Genomic DNA, 20,109 nt, shown 5'->3' on the forward strand with positions numbered 1-20,109 from the left:
ATGACAGTTCTGCAACGCCGTAGACGACCGGCGTTTTCGCGGCCTCATGCGGGCCCGGACCGCCCTGCTGAACCCGTGTCCAGCGGCAAGTAGACGCTGAACAAGGAGCCGTCGCCGGGCGCGCTTTCGACCGTCAGGCCACCCCGGTGCCTGTTGACGATGTGTTTAACGATCGCCAGCCCCAGGCCGGTGCCAGGCCGTTCGCCGCTCTTCTGACCCTCGACCCGGTAGAATCTCTCGGTCAGCCGCGGCAAATGCTCGCGCGCCATTCCGGGCCCATAGTCCCGCACCGAGACCAGAACGTAGCGCGCACCCGCTTCGCGATCCGGCGTCAAAAGCGACAGCCTCGTCGCGCCAGGCATTCGCGCTCCCGCCGCCGCCTCGACGTCCAGTCCATATCGAACCGTCAGATCGACCGTGCCGCCCACGGGAGAATATTTGATAGCGTTGTCGGTCAGATTCTGGATCACCTGGACGATCTCGTCCCGGTCACCGATGATCCGCACGTCGCCCGGCTGGACGTCCAGCAAGACGGTGACACCCTTCTCCTGCGACAGGACGCTGATCGCATCGACCACGTCGGATGCCGCGCGCGGCAGGTCCACCTTGCCCGACGGCGGGATATGTTCGTTCAGCTCGATCCGACTGAGCGACAACAGGTCCGCGACCAGCCGCCCCATCCGTTCGGCCTGGGCCGCCATGATGTCGAGGAACTTGTCACGGGCCTTGGGGTCGTCTTTGGCGTGACCTTTCAACGTCTCGATGAAACCGCTGAGTGAGGCCAGCGGCGTCCGTAGTTCGTGGCTGGCGTTAGCCAGGAAGTCCACGCGCATCAGCTCCATCCGGCGCACGTCGGTTTCGTCCCGCAGGCCCAGCAAAGCCATATTGGAGCCCCCCGGGGACGGCAGCGGCCGCACCCAGGCCTTCCAGTGGCGGGTACGAGCACCGGCCGCATTGTAGTCGCTGGTCCGGCTCACCCCTCCGAACAAAGCCTCATCCACCGCCTCGAGCACATTGGGGTCGCGCATCGCGGAAACCAGAAGGGCCCCTTCCCGCTGGATGCGCAACAGATCCCGCGCGGCCCGGTTGGCCAAAACGATGCGGCGTCCGGCGATGTCGTCCGCCTCGCCGCCGCTGACGATCATTACGGGGTCGTCCAGAGCCTCGAAGACGCTGTCCAGCAACCCGGCATCCTCGGGTGCCGAGAGGCTGGCGCTGGCCACATCCAGCGATGCGTCGCTGCGCGAGACCTGGCGCCGCTTAAGACCCAGCATCGTCACCACAGTCATGACGGCCGCGCCGCCGAGAAGCCACGCCGCCGCGTCGGGCCGCACGGAGGCCAGGATCAGCATGATTATGACGCCGACGCCGCCGGTCGCCCCGTTTGTCCAGAGCCTGGAAGACGGCAGGGGCGCTACCGGTGATGGGGATTCATCGAACGGCATGGTGTCGGCGCCCCCTTCTGACAGACGGACGGGCCGTTCAGTCGTCTCGCCTTTTCCTAGAACGGGATGCCCCGAAAAGGCGAGCAGAATCCGGAGACGCCCGACGGCGCCCCGGCATAGGCCTGTTTTTTTACTTCTCCCGGTCAAGCTGATCGCGAATGTCGGGAAAGACACACGTTTGAGCTGGATACTGAACTGCCTGGTGGTCGAGCATGACTGGCGGCTTACGCTGCTGGCGGCCGCTGTCTGCGTGGTCAGTCTCGCCACCTGCATCACTCTTATCGGGATGGCGCGTCAGAACGGCCCGCGGACGAAGGTCGTCTACGGTGCTGCTGCGGGCCTGGTCGGAGGCCTCGGCGTGTGGGCGACGCACTTCCTGGCCATGCTTGGCTACCGTTCCAGCGCCATGATCCAGTACGCGGCAGGCGAAACCCTGTTGTCGTTGGGCATCGTCATCGCCGGGATGGTGTTGGGCGTCGCGGTCGCCCTGAACGGCGGCTCGAGATTGACGCGCAGCCTGGTGGCCTTGCTGGCCGCATCCAGCGTCGCAGCGATGCACTTCATCGGCATGTCCGCCATGCATATCGAGGGCGGTGCGATGGCCTGGGATGTCCCGTTCGTCCTCGGCGCAGTCGGCGTCAGCATGGCCTTTGCTCTCTGCACCGCGGTCTGGGTGAAGCGCGACGGTTGGTGGCGCATCCCCGGCAACACGACCTTTGCGGTTCTCAGTGTCGTCAGCCTGCATTTCGGCGGCATGTCGGCCATGGAGATCGTACCCGATCCTTCCTCCGTCCTTTCGGCCACTCTGATCTCCGAGTCGGGTTTGCTGGTCTGGGTCGTCGGCGGCGCCACCGTCGTGGTGATGATCGCCGCCTTCGTGACGATCGTCGGCCTCTGGGGCCGCACCGCAGCGCTCGGCCATCTGCGCGAAGCCATTGACGCCATGCCGGATGGACTAGGCTTCTACGACGCCGAGGATCGCCTTCTGATCTGGAATGCCCGCTATGCCGAGGTGAACCCAGAGGTTGCGTCGGCCTTGGCCGTCGGTGTTCGCTTTCGCGACATGCTCCAACTGGGCCTCGATCAGGGACTTTACGAAGACGCCATCGGTCGCGAACAGGAGTGGATGAAAGAGAGGCTCGTAGTCCGCAGTCGATCATCGAACAGCACCGAGCAGCACATCGCCGGAAACCGCTGGCTGCGGGTCGAGGACCGTCGTACATCGAACGGCGGCATCGTCACCGTCGTCAACGATATCACGGACTTGAAGCGTGATGCTGTCTCGCTGGCTGAGGCCAAGGAGGCCGCCGAACAGGCGAACCGGGCGAAGTCCGAGTTCCTGGCCAACATGAGCCATGAAATCCGGACGCCCCTGAACGGAGTGATCGGCCTGACGCAGGCCTTGGCGCGGACGCCGCTTGCCAGCGACCAGCGCGAGATGCTGGACCTGATCCAGTCTTCGGGACACACGCTACAGACGCTGCTCAGCGACATTCTGGATCTGGCGCGGGTCGAGTCCGGCCGGCTGGAAATCGCCGATGAGGCCTTTGACCTCGCGCGGGCGGTCAATGATGCGGCCCAGCTCTATCGCGAACCCGCCAGCGACAAGGGCCTGCAGTTCTTCGTCGAGATCGAGCCGGAGGCGGCCGTCTGGGTGCGCGGCGACGTGGTGCGGTTGAAGCAGGTTCTGACAAACCTGGTGTCGAACGCGGTCAAGTTCACCACCACCGGCTTCGTCAGCCTGACCGCCTGCGTCGGCAAGGATCGCACAGGCGCAGCGATCATGCGCTTCACGGTCGAAGACACTGGCGTGGGCTTCGACGCCGCCGCCAAGGCGCGCCTGTTCACCCGTTTCGAACAGGCTGACGGCACCATCACGCGTCGCTTCGGCGGCACCGGCCTGGGCCTCGCCATCTGCCGGCAACTGGCAGACCTCATGGGCGGCGAATTGGATTGCGAAAGCGAGCCAGGCGGCGGTTCCGCCTTTATTCTGACCCTGCCCCTTATTTTGGCCGAGGCCCCCGCCGTTCCGGTCGCGGCCACGGCCCAGGACGAAGACCAGTCCACTGACCGCATGCGCGTCCTCGTCGCAGATGATCACCCGACCAATCGCAAGGTCGTTGAGCTGATCCTGTCACAGGCTCCGATCGACCTGGTCCAGGCCGAAAATGGGGCCGAGGCCCTGGAAGCCTGCCGCGCCCAGGCCTTCGACATGATCCTGATGGACATGCAGATGCCGGTGATGGATGGGCTGACGGCCGTCCGCGAGATTCGCCGGCACGAGGCCGCCACTGGACAAGCTCGTGCGCCGATCGTCATGCTGACGGCCAACGCCCTGCCCGACCATGTCGCCCAGGCCAAGGCCGCCGGCGCAGATCGCCACCTGGCCAAGCCTTTCGACGCAGCCGATTTGCTGTCGGTCGTCGCCGAACTCGGCGGTGAGAATCAGCAAAAAGCCGCGGCGGCGTGAACTGCAAAAGTTCGGCGACGTGAACCGCCGAGAGCGCAGAAATTCGCGGTTCGCCCCCCGCCGACCAAGCCAATAACGCTAAAGGCTCCGGCGACCTCGCGGACGCAGGAGCCTCTTAGGATCCCGACCTGGGGCAGGACTGCGTAGTGGACCTATTCGTAGCCGTGGGCGGCTTCGTTGATCACCTGCGACGGCATCTGGCTGAAGTCGACCGTGGTCGGCGCCGAGGCGACGGCCAGCTTGGTCTGATAGGTCTTGATCACGTGTTCGAGGCGGCGGCGCACCTCACGTTCGGCCTCAGAGCCGGAGTCCAGCGCCAGGGGTGCCAGGCAGAAGTCGATGATGGCCTGGGGGCGGCTCAGCGGTTCCATATGCGTCTCTCCTGATTATTCGGCCGCGACGAACTGCGCGGTCTCGGTGGATTCCTTCATGGCGGTCGTGGAGGACTGCCCGTTGGAAATGACGGTGGCGACCTGGTCGAAGTAGCCTGTGCCGACCTCGCGCTGGTGGCGGGTGGCGGTGTAGCCGCTGGCCTCGTTCGAGAACTCGCGCTGCTGCAGCTCGGAATAGGCCGCCATGCCGCGGTCGCGGTAGCCGGAGGCCAGCTCGAACATGCCGTTGTTCAGGCTGTGGAAGCCGGCCAGGGTCACGAATTGGAACTTGTAGCCCATGGCACCCAGTTCGCGCTGGAACTTGGCGATGGTGGCCTTGTCCAGCTTGGCTTCCCAGTTGAACGACGGCGAGCAGTTGTAGGCCATCAGCTTGCCCGGATGCTGCTTCTGGACGGCTTCCGCGAACTTCTTCGCATCGTCCAGATCGGGATGAGAGGTCTCCCACCACAGGAGGTCGGCAATGTTGGCGTAGGACAGGCCCCGCGCGATGCAGTGGTCCAGGCCCGTGCCTTCCTTCAGGCGGAAGAAACCCTCGGGCGTGCGGTTATCGCGGTCGATGAAGGGCTGGTCGCGCTCATCGACATCGGATGTGATCAACTGGGCGCTCTCGGCGTCGGTGCGGGCGACGGTGATGGTCGGCGTGCCCATGACGTCGGCGGCCAGGCGGGCAGCGACCAGGTTGCGCTCATGCGCCTGGGTCGGGATCAGGACCTTGCCGCCCAGGTGGCCGCACTTCTTCTCCGAGGCCAGCTGGTCCTCGAAGTGGACGCCTGCGGCGCCCGCCTCGATGAAGGCCTTCATGATCTCGAACGAATTCAGCGGCCCGCCGAAGCCGGCCTCGGCGTCGGCCACGATCGGCGCGAACCAGTCGCGCTTGGCACCACCTTCGGCGTGCTCGATCTGGTCGGCGCGCTGCAGTGTGCGGTTGATGCGGCGGCACAGTTCCGGCGCGGCATTGGCCGGGTACAGCGACTGGTCCGGATACATGGCGCCGGCCGTGTTGGCGTCGGCGGCGACCTGCCAGCCCGACAGATAGATGGCCTTCAGACCCGCGCGGACCATCTGCATGGCCTGGTTGCCGGTGACGGCGCCCAGGGCGTTGATGAAGGGCTCGGTGTGCAGGAGCTCCCACAGGCGGTTGGCGCCGCGCTCCGCCAGGGTGTGGGTGATCGGCACGGAGCCGCGCAGCTTAAGGACATCCTGGGGCGTGTAGGGGCGCTCGATGCCGTCGAAGCGGCCTTTGGGCGAAGGGACGAGATCGGCGAAGGTGGTCATGGCGCTCTGCTGTGTCTGTCAACGCGAACGTCGCGTCGGTCAGGACAGAGAACACGCCGCTGTCATTTCTGATACAGATCGAGGCCGAAGGTTCGTGTCATGTTGTCATGTTGTGACTTTGACTTTTGTGACACATCGTGACAACTCTCCTCTATCACCGTGCACCCCGGCGAAGGCCGGGGTCCAGAAGCGGGACGGGCGGCGGGACTAGACACCTCGGCACGCCGCTTTCGCCGACGGAGTCCGTGATCTGGACCCCGGCCTTCGCCGGGGTGCACGGAGGGAGAGATTGATGGACGCCTCGGCCGATCGCAAACTGTTCCTCGGCGCCCGGCTGAAGCGGCTGCGGCGCGACCGGGGGCTGACCCAGACGGCCATGGCCGGCGACCTCGGCGTCTCCCCCAGCTATCTGAACCATATCGAGCGCAATCAGCGACCGGTCTCGGCCCAGCTGCTGCTACGTCTGGCGGAGGCCTACGACGTCGATCTGCGTCAGCTAGGCCAGTCGGGCGCGGCCGGAGAGGCGGAACTGGCCGAGGCCCTCGCCGACCCCCTGTTCCAGGGCCTCGATGTCCCCCGCCACGAACTGCTGCAACTGACCGACGAGGCCCCCGCCGCCGCCGAGGCCCTGCTCCGTCTCTATCGCGCCTTCGCCGAGCAGCGGGATCGCGCTCGCGCCGCCCTGATCGACGGGGGCGAGACCAGCGAAGGCCCCTCCCCCGCCGACTGGGTGCGCGACCACATCCAGGCGCGCGCCAACTACTTCCCCGAACTCGACACCTTGGGCGAGGCCCTGCATGCCGCCCTCGACCCCAACCAGACCGGCGACGGGTTCGAGGCCTTGGCCCGCGCCCGCCTGCAGGCCCGCCACAACCTGTCGGTTCGCGTCATGCCGGCCGAGGTCATGGTCGAATGGACCCGCCGGTTCGATCCGCACCGGCGTCGCCTGCTGCTGTCCGAGACGCTGGATCCGTCGTCGCGCGCCTTCGCCATCGCCTATCAACTGGCCCTGTCCGAGCATGAGGCCGAGCTGACCGCGCTCGCCGACGCCGCCCGCCCGCCGGATGACACGACGCGCGCCCTGCTCAAGGTGTCCCTGACCAACACCCTCGCCGCCGCCATCCTGATGCCCTACGCCGCCTTCCAGCGGACAGCCGAGGCGACCGGCTATGATATCGCCCGGCTGCAGACGCGGTTCGGCGCCTCCTTCGAACAGGTCGCCCACCGGCTGACGACCCTGTCGCGCCCTACTGCACGCGGCGTGCCTTTCTTCCTCATACGGGTGGACCAGGCGGGCAATGTCTCGAAGCGCTATGCCTCGGGGGCCTTCCCCTTCGCCCGCTTCGGCGGAGCCTGCCCGCGCTGGCGGCTGCATTCCGCCTTCCGCACGCCCGGCCGCCTGGTCACCCAGATCATCGAAACACCCGACGGGAACCGCTGGTTCACCCTGGCCCGCACCGTCGATCGTCAGGGCCACGACGGCTACGGGGAGCATCACGACCTCGCCATCGGTCTGGGCTGCGAACTGAAGGATGCTCACCGGCTGATGTACGCGCGCGGCCTCGACCTGATGGCCCCGGAGGTCACCCCCATCGGTCCCGCCTGCCGCCTGTGCCACCGCCACCCCTGCGCCGAACGCGCCGCTCCGCCGGTCGACCGGCCCTTGCGTGTCGACGACTGGTCGAAGTCGGTCAGCCCCTATCCGTTCGCGGCCGAATAAGGCGTCGCCTCCAGTGCCCTCTGCGCCGCCGCAAGCTCCCCGGCCATGACCGCCTTCAGTCGCTGGGGCGCGACGATCTTGACCTGCTGACCCCAGGTGAACAGGTGCCAGGCCAGTTCGCGCATACCCGAGGCGCGGAAGCGCACGACGACGCTGCCGTCCGCCTGATCCTCCAGCGACTGGGTGGGGTGCCAGCGCCAGCCGCGCGCCTCGGCCGCGCCTGAGGGCGAGACGTGCAGGACCACATCCTCGATCTCATCCTGATAGATGCCGAACGACTGGCTGGCGAAAACCGAAAGGTCGAAGTCCGCAGGCGGTGGGGCGAAGCCATCCTGGGCCTCCACCGCGCTCATGCGATCGAGACGGAAGGTCTGGATGCGGCCGCTCTCCCGGTCCGCCGCGACGAGATAGTTGGCGCGGCCGAACATGACGCCGCAGGGCGCGACGGAACGCCGTCGCGCCTCCGCACCGGGTCGGGAATAGGTAAAGCCGAGGGGGGCCTGGGCCAGGATCGCCGCACGGATGGTCGCCAGCATGGCCTCGTCGGCGGAAGGGCGCGGCCCGGCCTGTACGGCGATGGTCTCGGCCCGCACGAGTGCCTCAAGATCGGGGGCCAGCCGGTTCAGCGTGGTCGAGCGCATCGCCGACTTGAGTTTGCGTTCCAGCCCCTCCAGAGCCGCCGCCCGGCTCGGCTCGCCCGAGGCCCGCAGCCCCTGCGCCGCCTTGGAGAGTTCCAGCAACTCGGTCGCCGTCGGAGCCTGTTCAAAGGCCGACAAGCCGCCCCGAATGCGCCAGCGCTTGCTCGGCGGATCCGAGACCTCCTCCACCGAGGGAAACAGCAGGATCACGGCGTCGCGCATCCGCTCGGCCGTGCGTCGGCCGACGCCGGTCTCCTGCGCCATCTCGTCCAGCGTCAGCCCCTCGGCCGAGGCCGCCATGCGACGCGCCAGCTCGATGACCATGACTGCCTTGTCGTGCCGCAAGCGAATGGCTCCCGAAGATACGTCCGAAACTGACGTAACCCTGTCCTATCTTATCCTCAACAGCAACCGCTTCGAGACCGGAGACACCCCATGGCCCGCGCTTTCGCTCCCCAGTTCACGCCCTCGGCCCAGATCAACGCCGCCCGCTACATGATCGTCCCCTGCGAAGCCGAAGGCTGCAGCGACTTGGCCGTGATCTGGGATCGACTGGAGGAACAGGTGGTCGACGTCATCGATGCCCGGGCGAGCGCCCGCTACTCGGACGAGGACGCCCTGTGGGACGAGGCCCGCGCCACCGACGCCCGATATGACGACTTCCGCATGGCCGCTTAGGCCTGTTCAGTCCGGGTAGCGTTCCCGCGTGGTCTTGATGGTCCACCGCGCCATCTCGGCCACGACGTCGATGTCCACATCGGACAAGCGGTTCACGTAGACGCAGCTCTGTCCGCTCTTGTGCTTGCCCAGCCGGCTGAGAAAGTCGGCGCGCTCGTCGTGATAGGCCGTCATGTAGAGGACGGTGTTCGCCTTGCGGGGAGAGAAGCCGACCAACGGAGCGTCGCCCTCATGGCCGCTGTCGTAACGGTAGTGATACCGGCCGAACCCGATGATCGAGGGTCCCCACATCACAGGGGGCTCGCCGGAGATTTCGGTCAGCAGCTCGATCAGGGTTCGCGCATCTTCGCGCCGACCGGGATGCTCGACCGCTGCGACGAAGTCGTCGACCGACATCGTCGAGGGCTTCGTCTTGGTTTCCGCCATCGATCAGTCCTCCCGCTTCACGGACGTCCAGCGATCGATCAGCCGTTGCGCCGGCTTCTCGACCCCATGATGGGCGAGAATGGCCAGGACGAGGATGAGGCCGAACATCGCGAGCACGAAAAGATCATTGATCCAGACCGAGCCGAAGTCGATGCGCCGTCCTCCCGGCAGCAGGTCCAGCTTTCGAGCGACGATCATCATCACCGTCAGCACGAACATGTGCACCATGTAGATGGCGAACGACCAACGCCCCATGGTCACCAGGGCGGGATGGTCGAGCAGCCGCGACAGCGCGCCGTCTTCGCCGGCGAAGGCCCAGACCACCCCGACGAAGAACAGGGTGATGGCCACCGTGATCGGCCCCGTCGCCCAGCCGATGAAGACACAGGTCGCGACGACCGCCGCAATCTCCAGCGCGGTCGCCCAGCCGCCCTTCAGTTGGGGGATGCTCAGCCACAGGCCCTGGAGCAGGCACCCCAGGAAGAAACCATAGACGGCGCGGGGCACGGCGTAGTCGTAGGTCGTGTTCATCCAGCGCCGGGCGTACATCAGCACCAGCACCGCTCCGACGACCGCCAGGATCGCGCCGATCCAGCGGAACCGCCGGGGCGCGACCAGCACCAGTCCGGCGAAGATGAGATAGCAGGCCACCTCGGCGCTCAGCGTCCAGGCCGGGCCGTTCCAGGTCAGGGAGGGCAGGATATGCCAGGACTGGATCAGGAACAGGTTGGCCCAGATCGCCTCGACGGATCGGTCGCGCGTAAACGGCGTGGCCATGTCGATGCCGAACCACAGCCGCGCCAGTTCCAGTCCCATGAAGGCCCCGAGCATCAGGACGTGCAGCGGCCAGACCCTGCCCAGGCGCCGGATCATGAACCGTCCGCCGTCCTTCGCCGTCTTCAGCCGTCCGGCATAGGCGTGGGCGATGACGAAGCCGGACAGGACGAAGAAATAATCGACGAACAGATAGCCGTGCTGGACCAGACCCCAGTCCCGCCAGTGGCTGGCCACCGGCATGTGGAACATCACGACAAGAACGGCGCAGACGCCGCGCAGGGAATCGAGCGCCTCGAAACGGCGCGGAGCGGAGCGGGATGATGCCGGAGTGTTCACGCGGTCGTGATACGCCCAGCCCTGGGCGGCGGCCAGCCCTCGGGCGCGATCTCGAAAGTCTTGGAGGCCTGGCCTCCGAGTTGAACGGAGGGTCTACGGGTTTGCACGCCCGTTGCGTCGCCCCTCCGCCACCAGGCCGTGTCGAGAGCGAGGACAGAATGTCGCAGATTCCTTAAGACGACGGAATCGGACACGGTTGATGTCGCGTTCACCCTTTTGCCGCAACGCACCGCCATACTCGTGCGCTAAGCTCAGGGTCTTGATCGGGCCAGAACTCCAGGGAAACCTTCGCCTCATGCGCCTCGACTATCGTCTCGTCCTGATCGCCGCCGTCTCGGCCTGCGCGCCGATGCTGCCCGAGGCACCGCCCCTGGTTCCGATGGCCGCCGCGCCCAGCCAGCCCGCACCGACGCCGAGGCCGGTGCAGCCCGCTCCCGCGCCGCCTGCGTCGTCTGCGGAGCAGTACGCCACGGCAGAGGCCTGGAAACAGGGCTTCCTGGCCCGTCACGGCGGCGCGCGGCGCGCGCTCTACGAACAGCAGCTGGCCGGCTTCACCCCCGATCCCGACGTCGTCCGTCTGGACAGCAGCCAGCCCGAGTTCAGCCGCCCGGCCGGCGCCTATATCGCCAACGCCGCCTCGGCCGCCCGGATCGCCGAAGCCAGACGCCGGATCGACGCCGCGCCGTGGAGCGTGACCCAGAGGTTCGGCGTGCCGGCCGAGATCCTGGTCTCCATCTGGGGCAATGAATCCAGCTTCGGCCAGGTCCAGGGCAACAAGGATGTGATCCGATCGCTGGCCACCCTCGCCTTCGACGGGCGCCGTCGCGACTGGGCCGAGGGCCAGCTGAAGAACGCGCTCGACATCGTCATCGACGGTCGCCGCGACCGGTCGGGCCTGCTCGGCAGCTGGGCCGGAGCCATGGGCCAGACTCAGTTCATGCCCGACAACTACCTGCGTCTGGGCGTCGACCAGAACGGCGACGGAAAGGTCGACATCTGGGGCTCCGAGGCCGACGCCCTCGCCTCCGCGGCCAACCTTCTGGCTCAGGCCGGATGGAAGCGCGGCCAGCGCTGGGGCTATGAGATCACCCTCCCCGCCAACTTCGACTACGCACAGGCCGAGGCCGATGGTCGTCCGTGGAGCTACTGGGCCCAGCGCGGCGTCAGCCTCGCACGGGGCGGCGCCCCGACATCGGATGAGGCGACCGAGAACGGCGTCATCCTGTTGCCCCAGGGTGCGCGCGGCCCGGCCTTCCTGGCCCTACCCAACCACTACATCATCCGCCGCTACAACAACTCGGTCAGCTATGCGCTGGCGATCGGCCTGACGGCGGACGGCGCCACCGGACGTCCCGGTCTGGTCGGGACCTGGCCGGACGACGGCCCGATCTCCCGCGATCAGAGGTTCGGAGCTCAATCGGCTCTGGCCCGCGCCGGCTTTGACCCCGGCGTCATCGACGGCGTGGTCGGGTCGGGGACGCGTCGCGCTCTGAAACAGTGGCAGGTCGCGAATGGACGCGTGCCCGACGGCTATCTGACCGCCGCACTGGCGGACGAGTTGATGCGCGGAAACTGACCCCTCTCTGAAGGCGCGTCAGAGAAACAGTATCCAGCTTCGGCCGGCGGGCCCTCGCCAGAGAGGCGCGACTCCAAAAATAGAGTCTACAGACTCGACAGAGTCTACGTCGCGAGGGCACCGGACTGGCTGTGTCAAAGACCGGGAGACAGTGTCTCACGGTTTTCGAGACTGTTAAGAATAAAGCCTCGGCGTCGGATTTTTCTTTGAAATCGTTGACGAATATCGAGCGGACGACGCCAGCTCGCGTCGCATTCCGTCTCCCCCTGCGGGCCTTCGCCGATCCGCAGGGGGAGAGCGACGCCCCCTACTCCGCCCAGCGAGGCGCGCGTTTGTCGAGGAAGGCGCGGACGCCTTCCTGGCCTTCTTCGGAGACCCGCGCGCGGGCGATCCGTTTGGCGGTCTCTTCCATCAAGCCGTGGTCGATGTGACGACCGGCGACGTCGCGGACCAGGCGCTTGGCCTCGCCCATGGCGCCGGGGGCGTTCTGGCTGAGGCTGTCGGTCAGCATGGAGACGAACTCGTCCATCGATCCCTCGGGCAGGACCATGTCGATAATCCCGGCGTGGGCGGCGTAGTCGGCGTCGAAGATGTTGGCGGTCAGGAACAGCTGTTTGGCGCGGCGCGCGCCGACGGCCTCGATCACATAGGGGGCGATCGTGCCGGGGATCAGGCCCAACTTGACCTCAGAGAAGGCGAAACGGCTGCCCTCGATGGCCACGGCCATGTCGCAGGCGCAGACGATGCCCGCACCGCCGCCCATGGCCGCGCCCTCGACCAGGGCGACCGTCAGGGCGGGAATGTCGTGCAGGGCCTTCAGCATCTTGGCCAGCATCATGGCGTCGTCGCGATTGTCGCTCTCGGACCAGTCGATGGCGTCGCGCATCCAAGACAGGTCAGCGCCGGCGCTGAAGGTGCCGCCCGCGCCCCGGATGAAGACGATGCGGACATTGTCGGCCCCGTTCAGGGTTTCGAACGTCTCGTACAGGGCCGCGACGGTGGCGGCGTCGAAGGCGTTCTTCTTGTGCGGGCGGTTGATGGTGACGAAGACCACGCCGTCGGAGGTGCCGTCGACCTGGATCAGGTCGTCGTTCGCGTCGGGCGCAGGATCGGGCACCAGCGGCTGGGAGATGGAGTTGATCTCGGCGGCCTCAGCATCGGTGATGTCCAGCGCGTTCAGGTCGGATTCGGTGGGTTTGTCGGTCATGGAATGGCCTTTCAGGCGAGAGAACGCACGGGTGGGCGACGCGGGGGCAGGTCGAGCATTAATCGCCAGTAGACCCAGGAACGGTCGTCCATGATGCCGGGCGGCGCAGCCTCCAAGGCTTCGGACAACTCGGCGTCGGAAACATAGGCCCTTAGCGATCGCATGTCCGGATGGCTGGCGTAACGGAAGGCGTAGGCCATGAAGCGGACCGGGTTCGACAGGGCGACCTCAGGCGGTTCGAACCAGACCACTCGGCGAGCGATCTCCAGAATCTCCGGATTCGCCGGAAGCGGTCTCACGCTGGATCCATCCAAGGCGGCATCGCTTCGAAGCTGGGGACGCTATCCAGATCGACACCTCGCACAGCCTCGCGCAAGCCCGACCGAACGATCGGCGAGAGGTCGGCCAAATCGGGATCATCGAAGTAGACCAGGGCCTTGAGCGCCGCCTGAGGTGAAAACGTGCCGCCGTAAATCGCTGATCCCGCTCCCAACATGGAAGCGAGATCAAGTCCGGAGGCGATAAGAGAATGGACATCGATATAGTCCTTTGCCTCCGCTCTCACCTGCACGACCGAGACCTTGGTCCCGCCCAGATCAAGGGACGACGCGACAGAAAGCCCTATGTCGATGGTCCGGTCCGGCGGCCGGATGCGACCCAGTTTCGGCAGTCCGAAGAAGGACACCTTGATCGGCCCGTCCCGATCAAGTCCGACTGTCAGGGTGTTCGGCTCCATCTGCAGAATGGTGGCCCCGGACAACAGCGGCAGGTCGGCAAGGAGCGCCCGGGGGTCGATCGGATGAGGTGCGAAGAAATCGAAATCGACCGACTCTCGATGACCCAGCCTCAAGGCGATCGCGGTCCCGCCATAGAGGGTGAACGAGCCAGGCAGAGCCGCCAACTCAGGCCAGAACCGCTGCTGGGGCGGCGGAAGGATGCTCAGGCAAGGTTTCAGTTCGCCCTCCATCACATTCTGAACACGCCAAAGGTCGTGTCCGGTATCGGTGCGTTCAAACTGGCCGAGATCGCCAGGCCCAGGACGTCGCGGGTCTGGGTCGGGTCGATGACGCCGTCGTCCCACAGGCGGGCGGTGGCGTAGTAGGGATTGCCCTCGTCCTCGTATTTCTGGCGGACCGGCGCCTTGAAGGCTTCGGCCTGTTCGGGGGTCCAGGTCTCGGCGTCGCGGTGGACGGTGGCGAGGACGCTGGCCGCCTGTTCGCCGCCCATGACGCTGATCCGGCTGTTGGGCCAGGTGAACAGGAAGCGCGGGCCGAAGGCGCGGCCGCACATGCCGTAGTTGCCGGCGCCGAAGCTGCCGCCGATCAGGATGGTGAACTTGGGCACGCTAGCGCTGGCGACGGCGGTGACCAGTTTGGCGCCGTCCTTGGCGATGCCGCCGGCCTCGTACTTTCCGCCGACCATGAAGCCGGAGATGTTCTGCAGGAAGACCAGCGGGATCTTGCGCTTGCAGGCCAGTTCGATGAAGTGGGCGCCCTTCAGCGCGCTTTCCGAGAACAGCACACCGTTGTTGGCCAGGATGGCGACGGGATAGCCCCAGATCCGGGCGAAGCCGCAGACCAGTGTCGTGCCGTAGAGGGATTTGAACTCCTCGAACTCCGAGCCGTCGACGATGCGGGCGATGACCTCGCGCACGTCATAGGGGGCGCGGACGTCGTCGGGGATCAGGCCGTAGAGTTCGGCCGGATCGAGGACAGGCTCCTTCGGCTCCCGGACGTCCATGTCCACACGCTTGACGCTGTTGAGGTGGCCCACGATGTCGCGGACGATCTCCAGGGCATGCTCGTCGTTCTCGGCGACATAGTCGACGACGCCGGACTTGCGGCCGTGGGTCTCGGCCCCGCCCAGCTCCTCGGCCGAGATGATCTCGCCGGTCGCGGCCTTCACCAAAGGTGGGCCGGCCAGGAAGATGGTGCCCTGGTTGCGGACGATCACCGTCTCGTCCGACATGGCCGGCACATAGGCGCCGCCTGCGGTGCAGGAGCCCATGACGCAGGCGATCTGGGGGATGCCCTTGGCCGACATATTGGCCTGGTTGAAGAAGATGCGGCCGAAGTGGTCGCGGTCGGGGAAGACCTCGGCCTGGTGCGGCAGGTTGGCCCCGCCGGAATCGACCAGATAGACGCAGGGCAGGTTGTTCTGTTCGGCGATCTCCTGGGCGCGGAGGTGTTTCTTGACCGTAATCGGGAAATAGGCGCCGCCCTTCACCGTCGGGTCGTTGGCGACGATCATGACCTCGCGGCCCGAGACGCGACCGACGCCGCAGATCATGCCGGCACCGGGTGCCTCGTCATTGTACATGCCGGTGGCGGCGAGCTGGCCTACCTCCAGGAAGGGCGAACCGGGATCGAGCAGGCGTTCGACGCGGTCGCGGGGGAGAAGCTTGCCGCGCGAGACGTGGCGGTCGCGGCTGGCGTCGGAGCCGCCGCGCCCTGCCTTGGCGACGCGTTCGCGCAAGTCGGCATTCAGCGCGGTGTTGTGGGCGTGCAGCGCCTTGAAGCTCGGCGATTGCGGGTCGATGGCGGATGTCAGCTTCGGCATGGGGCGAGGTTTAGGGGGGTTTCACCGATGCGGAAACCCTCTCCCAGCGGGAGAGGGCTTGAGGCTCGCAGAGCGTAGCGATGCGGCTCAGGCGAAAGGGTGAGGGGTTCACATGAACCGGTGAGGGCACGCCCCTCACCCTTTCGCGCAAGGACGACGGCTGTCGCCGCCGTGCGCTCAAGCCCTCTCCCCCTGGGAGAGGGTTACTTTCTGATCAACCGATCCCTCGCTGCATTCAGCCGAGCGGCCAATCCCTCGGTGCCGCCGTGATCCGGGTGAGCGCGGCCCATCAGGCGGCGCCAGGCGGAGTGGATGGCTTCCGGCGTCGCGTCCTCGCCGAGGCCAAGGATGGAGCGGGCCTCAGCGTCGCCCATCGCTTCGCGTCTAACGGGGACCGTCCGGATTCGCGACGACAGGACCATCCACAATCCGGCCCCGACCAGTCCTCCGCCCAGGATCCACGTGCCCTTGGCCAGAGCCAGCGCGCCCCCGGCGATGAGGGCGGCGGAGATCAGGGTCGCCGCCACGCGCCACTGTCCGCGTCGCGGTCCTTCGGTCTGACGACCGAGGCGGATCAGGGCCCAGACCACGATCCCGGCGAGAACGAGCCAGATCAGGCCCATGGGTGAGCCTGGGTCAGGCCGCCGCGTCCAGGGCCGGAAGAGCCGCGGCGTCCAGCCCCAGGGACTGCATCAGGTTGCGCATCTCCTGGCGCGCAGCGACGTGGGCCAGGGAGACGGCCACGGGCCGGACCTCGCTCGACAGGTCGGCGACGGTCAGGCCAAAGGGGAAGAGCTCGCGATAGATGACCCGGTCGCGCAGGCCCGGGCCGACGCGGAAGCCGACGCGCTTGGCCAGCTTCAGCATCCGCTCTTCGAGCCGCTTGCGGTTGCGCGCCTCGGCGACCGCGAGGCGGTTGGTGATCACGACCCAGTCGATGGCGGCGTGGCGGCCTTCGGTGATCGCGCGATGCTTGCGGGCCTCCCAGACGCTCTCGGAATAGGTCGAGGGCTTGAGCAGGTCGAGCGTGACCGGATCGACCGTGCCCAGCATGTCGAAATCGACGAAGCTGTCGTTCATCGGGGTGACGATCTGATCGGCCTTGGCGTGGGCGGCACGGGCCAAGGGCGTGTCGCCGCCGGGGGTGTCGATCAGGATCACGTCAGCGTCCTGCGCCTCGGCGAAGGCGCGCTCGAAGATGGCGATCTGATCGGCCTCTTCGGCCTTGGCCAGGGCCTTGCCGTCGCCCAGGTCGGGTTCGATCGGCATGGGCAGGACCACCCCCTTGGCCGAGGTCCAGGCCGCGCGGTGGGCGAAGAAGTGGCTCATCGACCGCTGGCGCAGGTCCAGATCGAGGATGGCGACGCGGCGACCCGCGTGCAGCAGGCCGCAGACGATGTGGATGGCCAGGGTGGACTTGCCCGCCCCGCCTTTTTCATTGCCGACGACGATGACCTGAGGCTGCGTCATGGAGAGTTCCGATAGCTGGCGACGACCGACTCACATGCCGGCCGCCATGGTTCGCCAGAATCTAGGCCCACACTCCATTCGTCAACGAAAGGTTAAGCGGCGGTGGTCGCAGGCCTGTGGATCAGCCCCGGCGCAGACATCCCAGCCTTGCCGCATCGGCGGCGCGACAGACGGCGCGGGCGGCGTCGACAGGGGCGGAGACCTTGAGGCGGGTCAGACTGCGACCGTCGACCTCGACCGCCTCGAACACCGGCGTCAGCTCGCCCACGTCGTGACCGGCGTCTGCGACACGGCCCCAGGCGCGCTGGGCGGCGGCGGGGCTGGCGAAGGCACCGAGCTGGAGGGTGGCACGGGCGGTCTCACGCGCAGGCTCAAGGCGCAGGGTCGGCATCTCGGCGGACACGCGCTTGACCACGGCCTCGGCGACGGCCGGGGCAGCGGCCTGGATGAGGGCCGGAGCGGCGGCCTCGACCGCACCGCGCAAGCCGGCGTCGCGGGCGTCCCAGAGATCATAGGGGGTCATCACCTCGACGCGGAGGTCACCAGGATTGGCGACCTGTTCAGGGGTCACGACTGCGGGCCGCAGACCGCTCTCGGCCGCCGTGCGGGCGGGCCTGGCCTGGCCATCCAGCGGGATGTCGGCCACGACCTGGGCCATGGCCTCAAAGCGGTTCGCATCGCCCTCCACCAGGCTGCACGACGAGGTCGCGAGGCCGGCGAGACCGAGGAGCACTGGACGAAGCATTCTGCTGGGCGTCATAAGGCCCTCATAGCCCGGCAGGTTTTTCCGCCCCGTGCACGAACAGCCTTAAGTCGAACGGTTAACCCGGTAAGCATGAGCCACACCCCTCCTCCCCTACCCATCGCGCGAACCGTCGAAGCGTTGCGTCAGACCGTGCGCGAGTGGCGACGTCAGGGGTTCACCGTGGGATTTGTGCCGACGATGGGCGCGCTCCACGAAGGACATCTGACCCTGGTGCGCGAGGCTGGGCGGCGGGCGGACAAGGTGGTGGCCAGCGTCTTCGTCAACCCGACCCAGTTCGCCGCGCACGAGGACCTGGGCACCTATCCCCGCCGAGAGGCGCAGGATGCGGAGCTGCTCGATGGCGCGGGATGCGACCTGTTGTTCGCACCGACGGTGGATCAGATGTACCCGGAAGGTTTCGTCACAGGTGTCAGCGTCGGCGGGCCGTCGCAGGGGCTGGAGACGGATTTCCGACCGCACTTCTTCGGCGGGGTCGCGGTCGTGGTCGCCAAGCTGCTGAACCAGGTTCAGGCCGACGTCGCCGTGTTCGGCGAGAAGGACTATCAGCAACTGATGGTCGTGACGCGGATGGCGCGCGATCTGGATATCCCGACGCAGATCGTCGGGTCGCCGACCGAGCGGGACGGGCACGGTTTGGCCCTGTCGTCGCGGAACGCCTATCTGTCGGAGGCGGAGCTGGAGATCGCCCGGCGGCTCAACGGGATCATCGCCGAGGCCGGGATGAAGGCGGCGGACAGGCGGCCTTTGGCGGCGATCGAGCGCGAGGCCTATGCCGAAATCCTCAAGGCGGGTTTCCAACGGGTGGACTATGTCGCCGTGCGTCGGGCGGACGATCTGGCCGCTTTCCCGAACGGTGTCGTCGATGGACCGGCACGGATTCTGGTTGCAGCCTGGCTGGGCAAGACGCGGCTGATCGACAACATGGCCGTCCCGGCGGCCTGACACCGTCGTGAGTTGACGTTAGACCCAGGTTGGAGCTTCCTTCGGCGAACGGGGGAATTTCAAATGAACAGAACGACCATCGCGGCCTGCCTCGGCGCAGCCGGGCTTCTGGCTGCCTGCTCGCCGGTTGAAAGCACGGTGACCGCTGAAGTCGATGTGACCAAAGGCCCGACCATCGTCGCCGCGACCGATATCTTGGCGGGCCGCTATGCGGTGGTGGTCGGAGGCTGCAACGACTGCCACACGCCACGCTATGCCATGACCGGCGGTGCAGAACCGGCCGAGGCCGAGTGGCTGAAGGGATCCAGCGAACCCCACTCGGGACCGTGGGGAACGAGCTACGGCAAGAACCTGCGCCTGACCGTCGCCGGTCATTCGGAGGACGAGTGGGTGAACCTTCTGGCGACGGGCAGCAGCCTTCCGCCCATGCCGTGGCCCAGCGTTCGCGCCCTGTCGGAGGCCGACAAACGCAACATTTATCGCTACATCAAGTCGCTGCCGGGCGATCCGGGCCAGCCTTCGCCGGCCCCGCTGCCGCCAGGCGCAACACCGCCGACGCCAACCGTCTAAGACCTCAGCCGATCGCTCCGACGCAGCCCTCGGCGTCGCCGGGGGTCAGGTCCGCCTCGGTCAGGGCCAGGGTCCAGCCGTGGTGGGTGTTCAGGCCCCAGCGACGCGCGCCGCCGCCGTCGCCGGCGTCACCGCCCGCAGAGACCACGACGCGACGGCCCTTGGGCAGGGCGGCCGGATCGATCTTGCCCACCGCCAGGGAGGTCGGCTGTCCGCCCGCCGAACCGAAGCCGTCGAAGACGCTCAGGCTCGACCAGTCGCGGCGCAGACCGACCCACCAGGAATCGTCGGTGTTGACGGCCAGAACGGCGACGCCCTTGCCCTCGGCGGCGAAGGCCAGGGCGGCCTGAGGGTCGCGAACCATGCGGATCGAGGCGGCCGTGCCGAAGCGGTGGCGGGCGCCGTCGAAGGCGCGGGTCGGATCGGTCGGAGCCCAGACCTGGACCTGAAGCTGACCCTGACGCGCCAGCCCCCACCCGACGATCTCGCGCCACAGGCCTTCGACGGCCGTGGCGTTCTCTGGCTCAGCCTTGGCCATGACGCGGCTGAGGACGGTCTGTTCGCGGTCGGGGCGCAGCTTGGTGTGGGGGCCGTGCGGGGCGTCCTTGGCGAGGCCGACCTTGGCGGCGATGGCGAGGCGGCGCTGGAACAGGGCCAGGATCTCGTCGTCGACGAGGTCGATCTCGTGACGCAGGGCGGCCAGAGCCATCTGTTCGGGCGACATCTCTTCGGGATTCATGTCGGGCCAGACTTGCTGGAGGTTCGAATTCGGCATGGGACTTGGGCTTTCACGGGATGCATTTCGATGAAGGGCGAATGGGTGCGCCGCCGCCCTGGTGAAGGGCGGTCGCCGGCGAGGCTG

General features: G+C 67.1%; 20 protein-coding genes. 6 read left to right on the forward strand and 14 right to left on the reverse strand.

Translation table 11 applies throughout. The annotated features are described in order from the left end of the window. Positions 1–44: 44 nt before the first annotated feature. Positions 45–1,352: a sensor histidine kinase gene (locus ACW171_RS04845; protein WP_492095962.1), complete on the reverse strand. Its 1,308-nt coding sequence runs from the start codon at positions 1,350–1,352 to the stop codon at positions 45–47. A gap of 271 nt (positions 1,353–1,623) precedes the next feature. Between ACW171_RS04845 and ACW171_RS04850 the strand changes: the two genes are divergently transcribed. Then, positions 1,624–3,915 (forward strand): ATP-binding protein, encoded by a 2,292-nt coding sequence (locus ACW171_RS04850; RefSeq protein ID WP_492095963.1) that lies wholly within the window; start codon positions 1,624–1,626, stop codon positions 3,913–3,915. Positions 3,916–4,067: 152 nt separating this feature from the next. Here the strand turns inward: ACW171_RS04850 and ACW171_RS04855 are convergent, their stop codons facing one another. Continuing rightward, positions 4,068–4,286, reverse strand: a complete 219-nt coding sequence (locus ACW171_RS04855; RefSeq protein ID WP_309627955.1) for a hypothetical protein — start codon at positions 4,284–4,286, stop codon at positions 4,068–4,070. Positions 4,287–4,301: 15 nt separating this feature from the next. Next, a complete protein-coding gene (gene aceA / locus ACW171_RS04860; protein WP_492095964.1) occupies positions 4,302–5,582 on the reverse strand; it encodes an isocitrate lyase in 1,281 nt (426 codons plus the stop codon). Between the two features lie 292 nt (positions 5,583–5,874). Between aceA and ACW171_RS04865 the strand changes: the two genes are divergently transcribed. Continuing rightward, positions 5,875–7,302: a helix-turn-helix domain-containing protein gene (locus ACW171_RS04865; RefSeq protein WP_492095965.1), complete on the forward strand. Its 1,428-nt coding sequence runs from the start codon at positions 5,875–5,877 to the stop codon at positions 7,300–7,302. On the opposite strand, the gene ACW171_RS04870 is transcribed toward ACW171_RS04865, so the two are convergent. Next, complete coding sequence (locus tag ACW171_RS04870) at positions 7,281–8,285, reverse strand: helix-turn-helix transcriptional regulator (protein ID WP_492095966.1); 1,005 nt, start codon at positions 8,283–8,285, stop codon at positions 7,281–7,283. The two genes, ACW171_RS04865 and ACW171_RS04870, sit on opposite strands and share 22 nt — an antisense overlap. Before the next feature lie 90 nt (positions 8,286–8,375). Between ACW171_RS04870 and ACW171_RS04875 the strand changes: the two genes are divergently transcribed. Continuing rightward, positions 8,376–8,618 carry a hypothetical protein gene (locus ACW171_RS04875; RefSeq protein WP_492095967.1) on the forward strand — a complete coding sequence of 81 codons (243 nt, stop codon included), beginning with the start codon at positions 8,376–8,378 and terminating at the stop codon, positions 8,616–8,618. Positions 8,619–8,624: 6 nt separating this feature from the next. Here ACW171_RS04875 and ACW171_RS04880 read toward each other — a convergent pair whose 3' ends face one another. Continuing rightward, the gene (locus tag ACW171_RS04880; protein ID WP_492095968.1) at positions 8,625–9,044 is read right to left on the reverse strand and encodes a DUF1801 domain-containing protein; all 420 of its coding nucleotides are present in this window, start codon (positions 9,042–9,044) and stop codon (positions 8,625–8,627) included. Between the two features lie 3 nt (positions 9,045–9,047). After that, entirely contained in the window at positions 9,048–10,157 is a 1,110-nt protein-coding gene (locus ACW171_RS04885) for an acyltransferase family protein (RefSeq protein ID WP_492095969.1), read from the reverse strand. A 295-nt stretch (positions 10,158–10,452) separates the two neighbouring features. Here ACW171_RS04885 and ACW171_RS04890 point away from each other — a divergent pair, with 295 nt between their 5' ends. Continuing rightward, complete coding sequence (locus tag ACW171_RS04890; protein ID WP_492095970.1) at positions 10,453–11,733, forward strand: lytic murein transglycosylase; 1,281 nt, start codon at positions 10,453–10,455, stop codon at positions 11,731–11,733. 307 nt (positions 11,734–12,040) lie between these two features. On the opposite strand, the gene ACW171_RS04895 is transcribed toward ACW171_RS04890, so the two are convergent. From ACW171_RS04895 to ACW171_RS04925, 7 genes are all read right to left on the reverse strand, one after another. Next, positions 12,041–12,940, reverse strand: coding sequence for an enoyl-CoA hydratase-related protein (locus tag ACW171_RS04895; protein WP_492095971.1), 900 nt, complete (start codon positions 12,938–12,940; stop codon positions 12,041–12,043). An 11-nt stretch (positions 12,941–12,951) separates the two neighbouring features. Continuing rightward, a complete protein-coding gene (locus ACW171_RS04900) occupies positions 12,952–13,239 on the reverse strand; it encodes a hypothetical protein (RefSeq protein ID WP_492095972.1) in 288 nt (95 codons plus the stop codon). Further along, on the reverse strand, positions 13,236–13,907 hold the full coding sequence (locus ACW171_RS04905) for a nucleotidyl transferase AbiEii/AbiGii toxin family protein (RefSeq protein ID WP_492095973.1): 672 nt from the start codon (positions 13,905–13,907) through the stop codon (positions 13,236–13,238). Before ACW171_RS04905 ends, ACW171_RS04900 begins: the two co-directional genes overlap by 4 nt. After that, positions 13,907–15,499, reverse strand: a complete 1,593-nt coding sequence (locus ACW171_RS04910; RefSeq protein WP_492095974.1) for a carboxyl transferase domain-containing protein — start codon at positions 15,497–15,499, stop codon at positions 13,907–13,909. The genes ACW171_RS04905 and ACW171_RS04910 overlap by 1 nt, the downstream gene beginning before the upstream one ends. A 203-nt stretch (positions 15,500–15,702) precedes the next feature. Beyond that, on the reverse strand, positions 15,703–16,122 hold the full coding sequence (locus ACW171_RS04915) for a J domain-containing protein (RefSeq protein ID WP_492095975.1): 420 nt from the start codon (positions 16,120–16,122) through the stop codon (positions 15,703–15,705). Between the two features lie 13 nt (positions 16,123–16,135). Next, complete coding sequence (locus ACW171_RS04920) at positions 16,136–16,969, reverse strand: division plane positioning ATPase MipZ (protein WP_492095976.1); 834 nt, start codon at positions 16,967–16,969, stop codon at positions 16,136–16,138. Between the two features lie 121 nt (positions 16,970–17,090). Beyond that, positions 17,091–17,729, reverse strand: a complete 639-nt coding sequence (locus tag ACW171_RS04925; RefSeq protein ID WP_492095977.1) for an SPOR domain-containing protein — start codon at positions 17,727–17,729, stop codon at positions 17,091–17,093. Positions 17,730–17,804: 75 nt separating this feature from the next. On the opposite strand from ACW171_RS04925, the gene panC reads away from it, so the two are divergent. Next, on the forward strand, positions 17,805–18,677 hold the full coding sequence (gene panC, locus ACW171_RS04930) for a pantoate--beta-alanine ligase (protein ID WP_492095978.1): 873 nt from the start codon (positions 17,805–17,807) through the stop codon (positions 18,675–18,677). 63 nt (positions 18,678–18,740) lie between these two features. Further along, the gene (locus tag ACW171_RS04935; RefSeq protein WP_492095979.1) at positions 18,741–19,247 is read left to right on the forward strand and encodes a c-type cytochrome; all 507 of its coding nucleotides are present in this window, start codon (positions 18,741–18,743) and stop codon (positions 19,245–19,247) included. Positions 19,248–19,251: 4 nt separating this feature from the next. Here the strand turns inward: ACW171_RS04935 and ACW171_RS04940 are convergent, their stop codons facing one another. Further along, a complete protein-coding gene (locus ACW171_RS04940; protein WP_492095980.1) occupies positions 19,252–20,022 on the reverse strand; it encodes a chorismate mutase in 771 nt (256 codons plus the stop codon). Between the last annotated feature and the right edge of the window lie 87 nt (positions 20,023–20,109).

It is taken from the genome of Brevundimonas sp. FV1ye28, assembly GCF_058681135.1.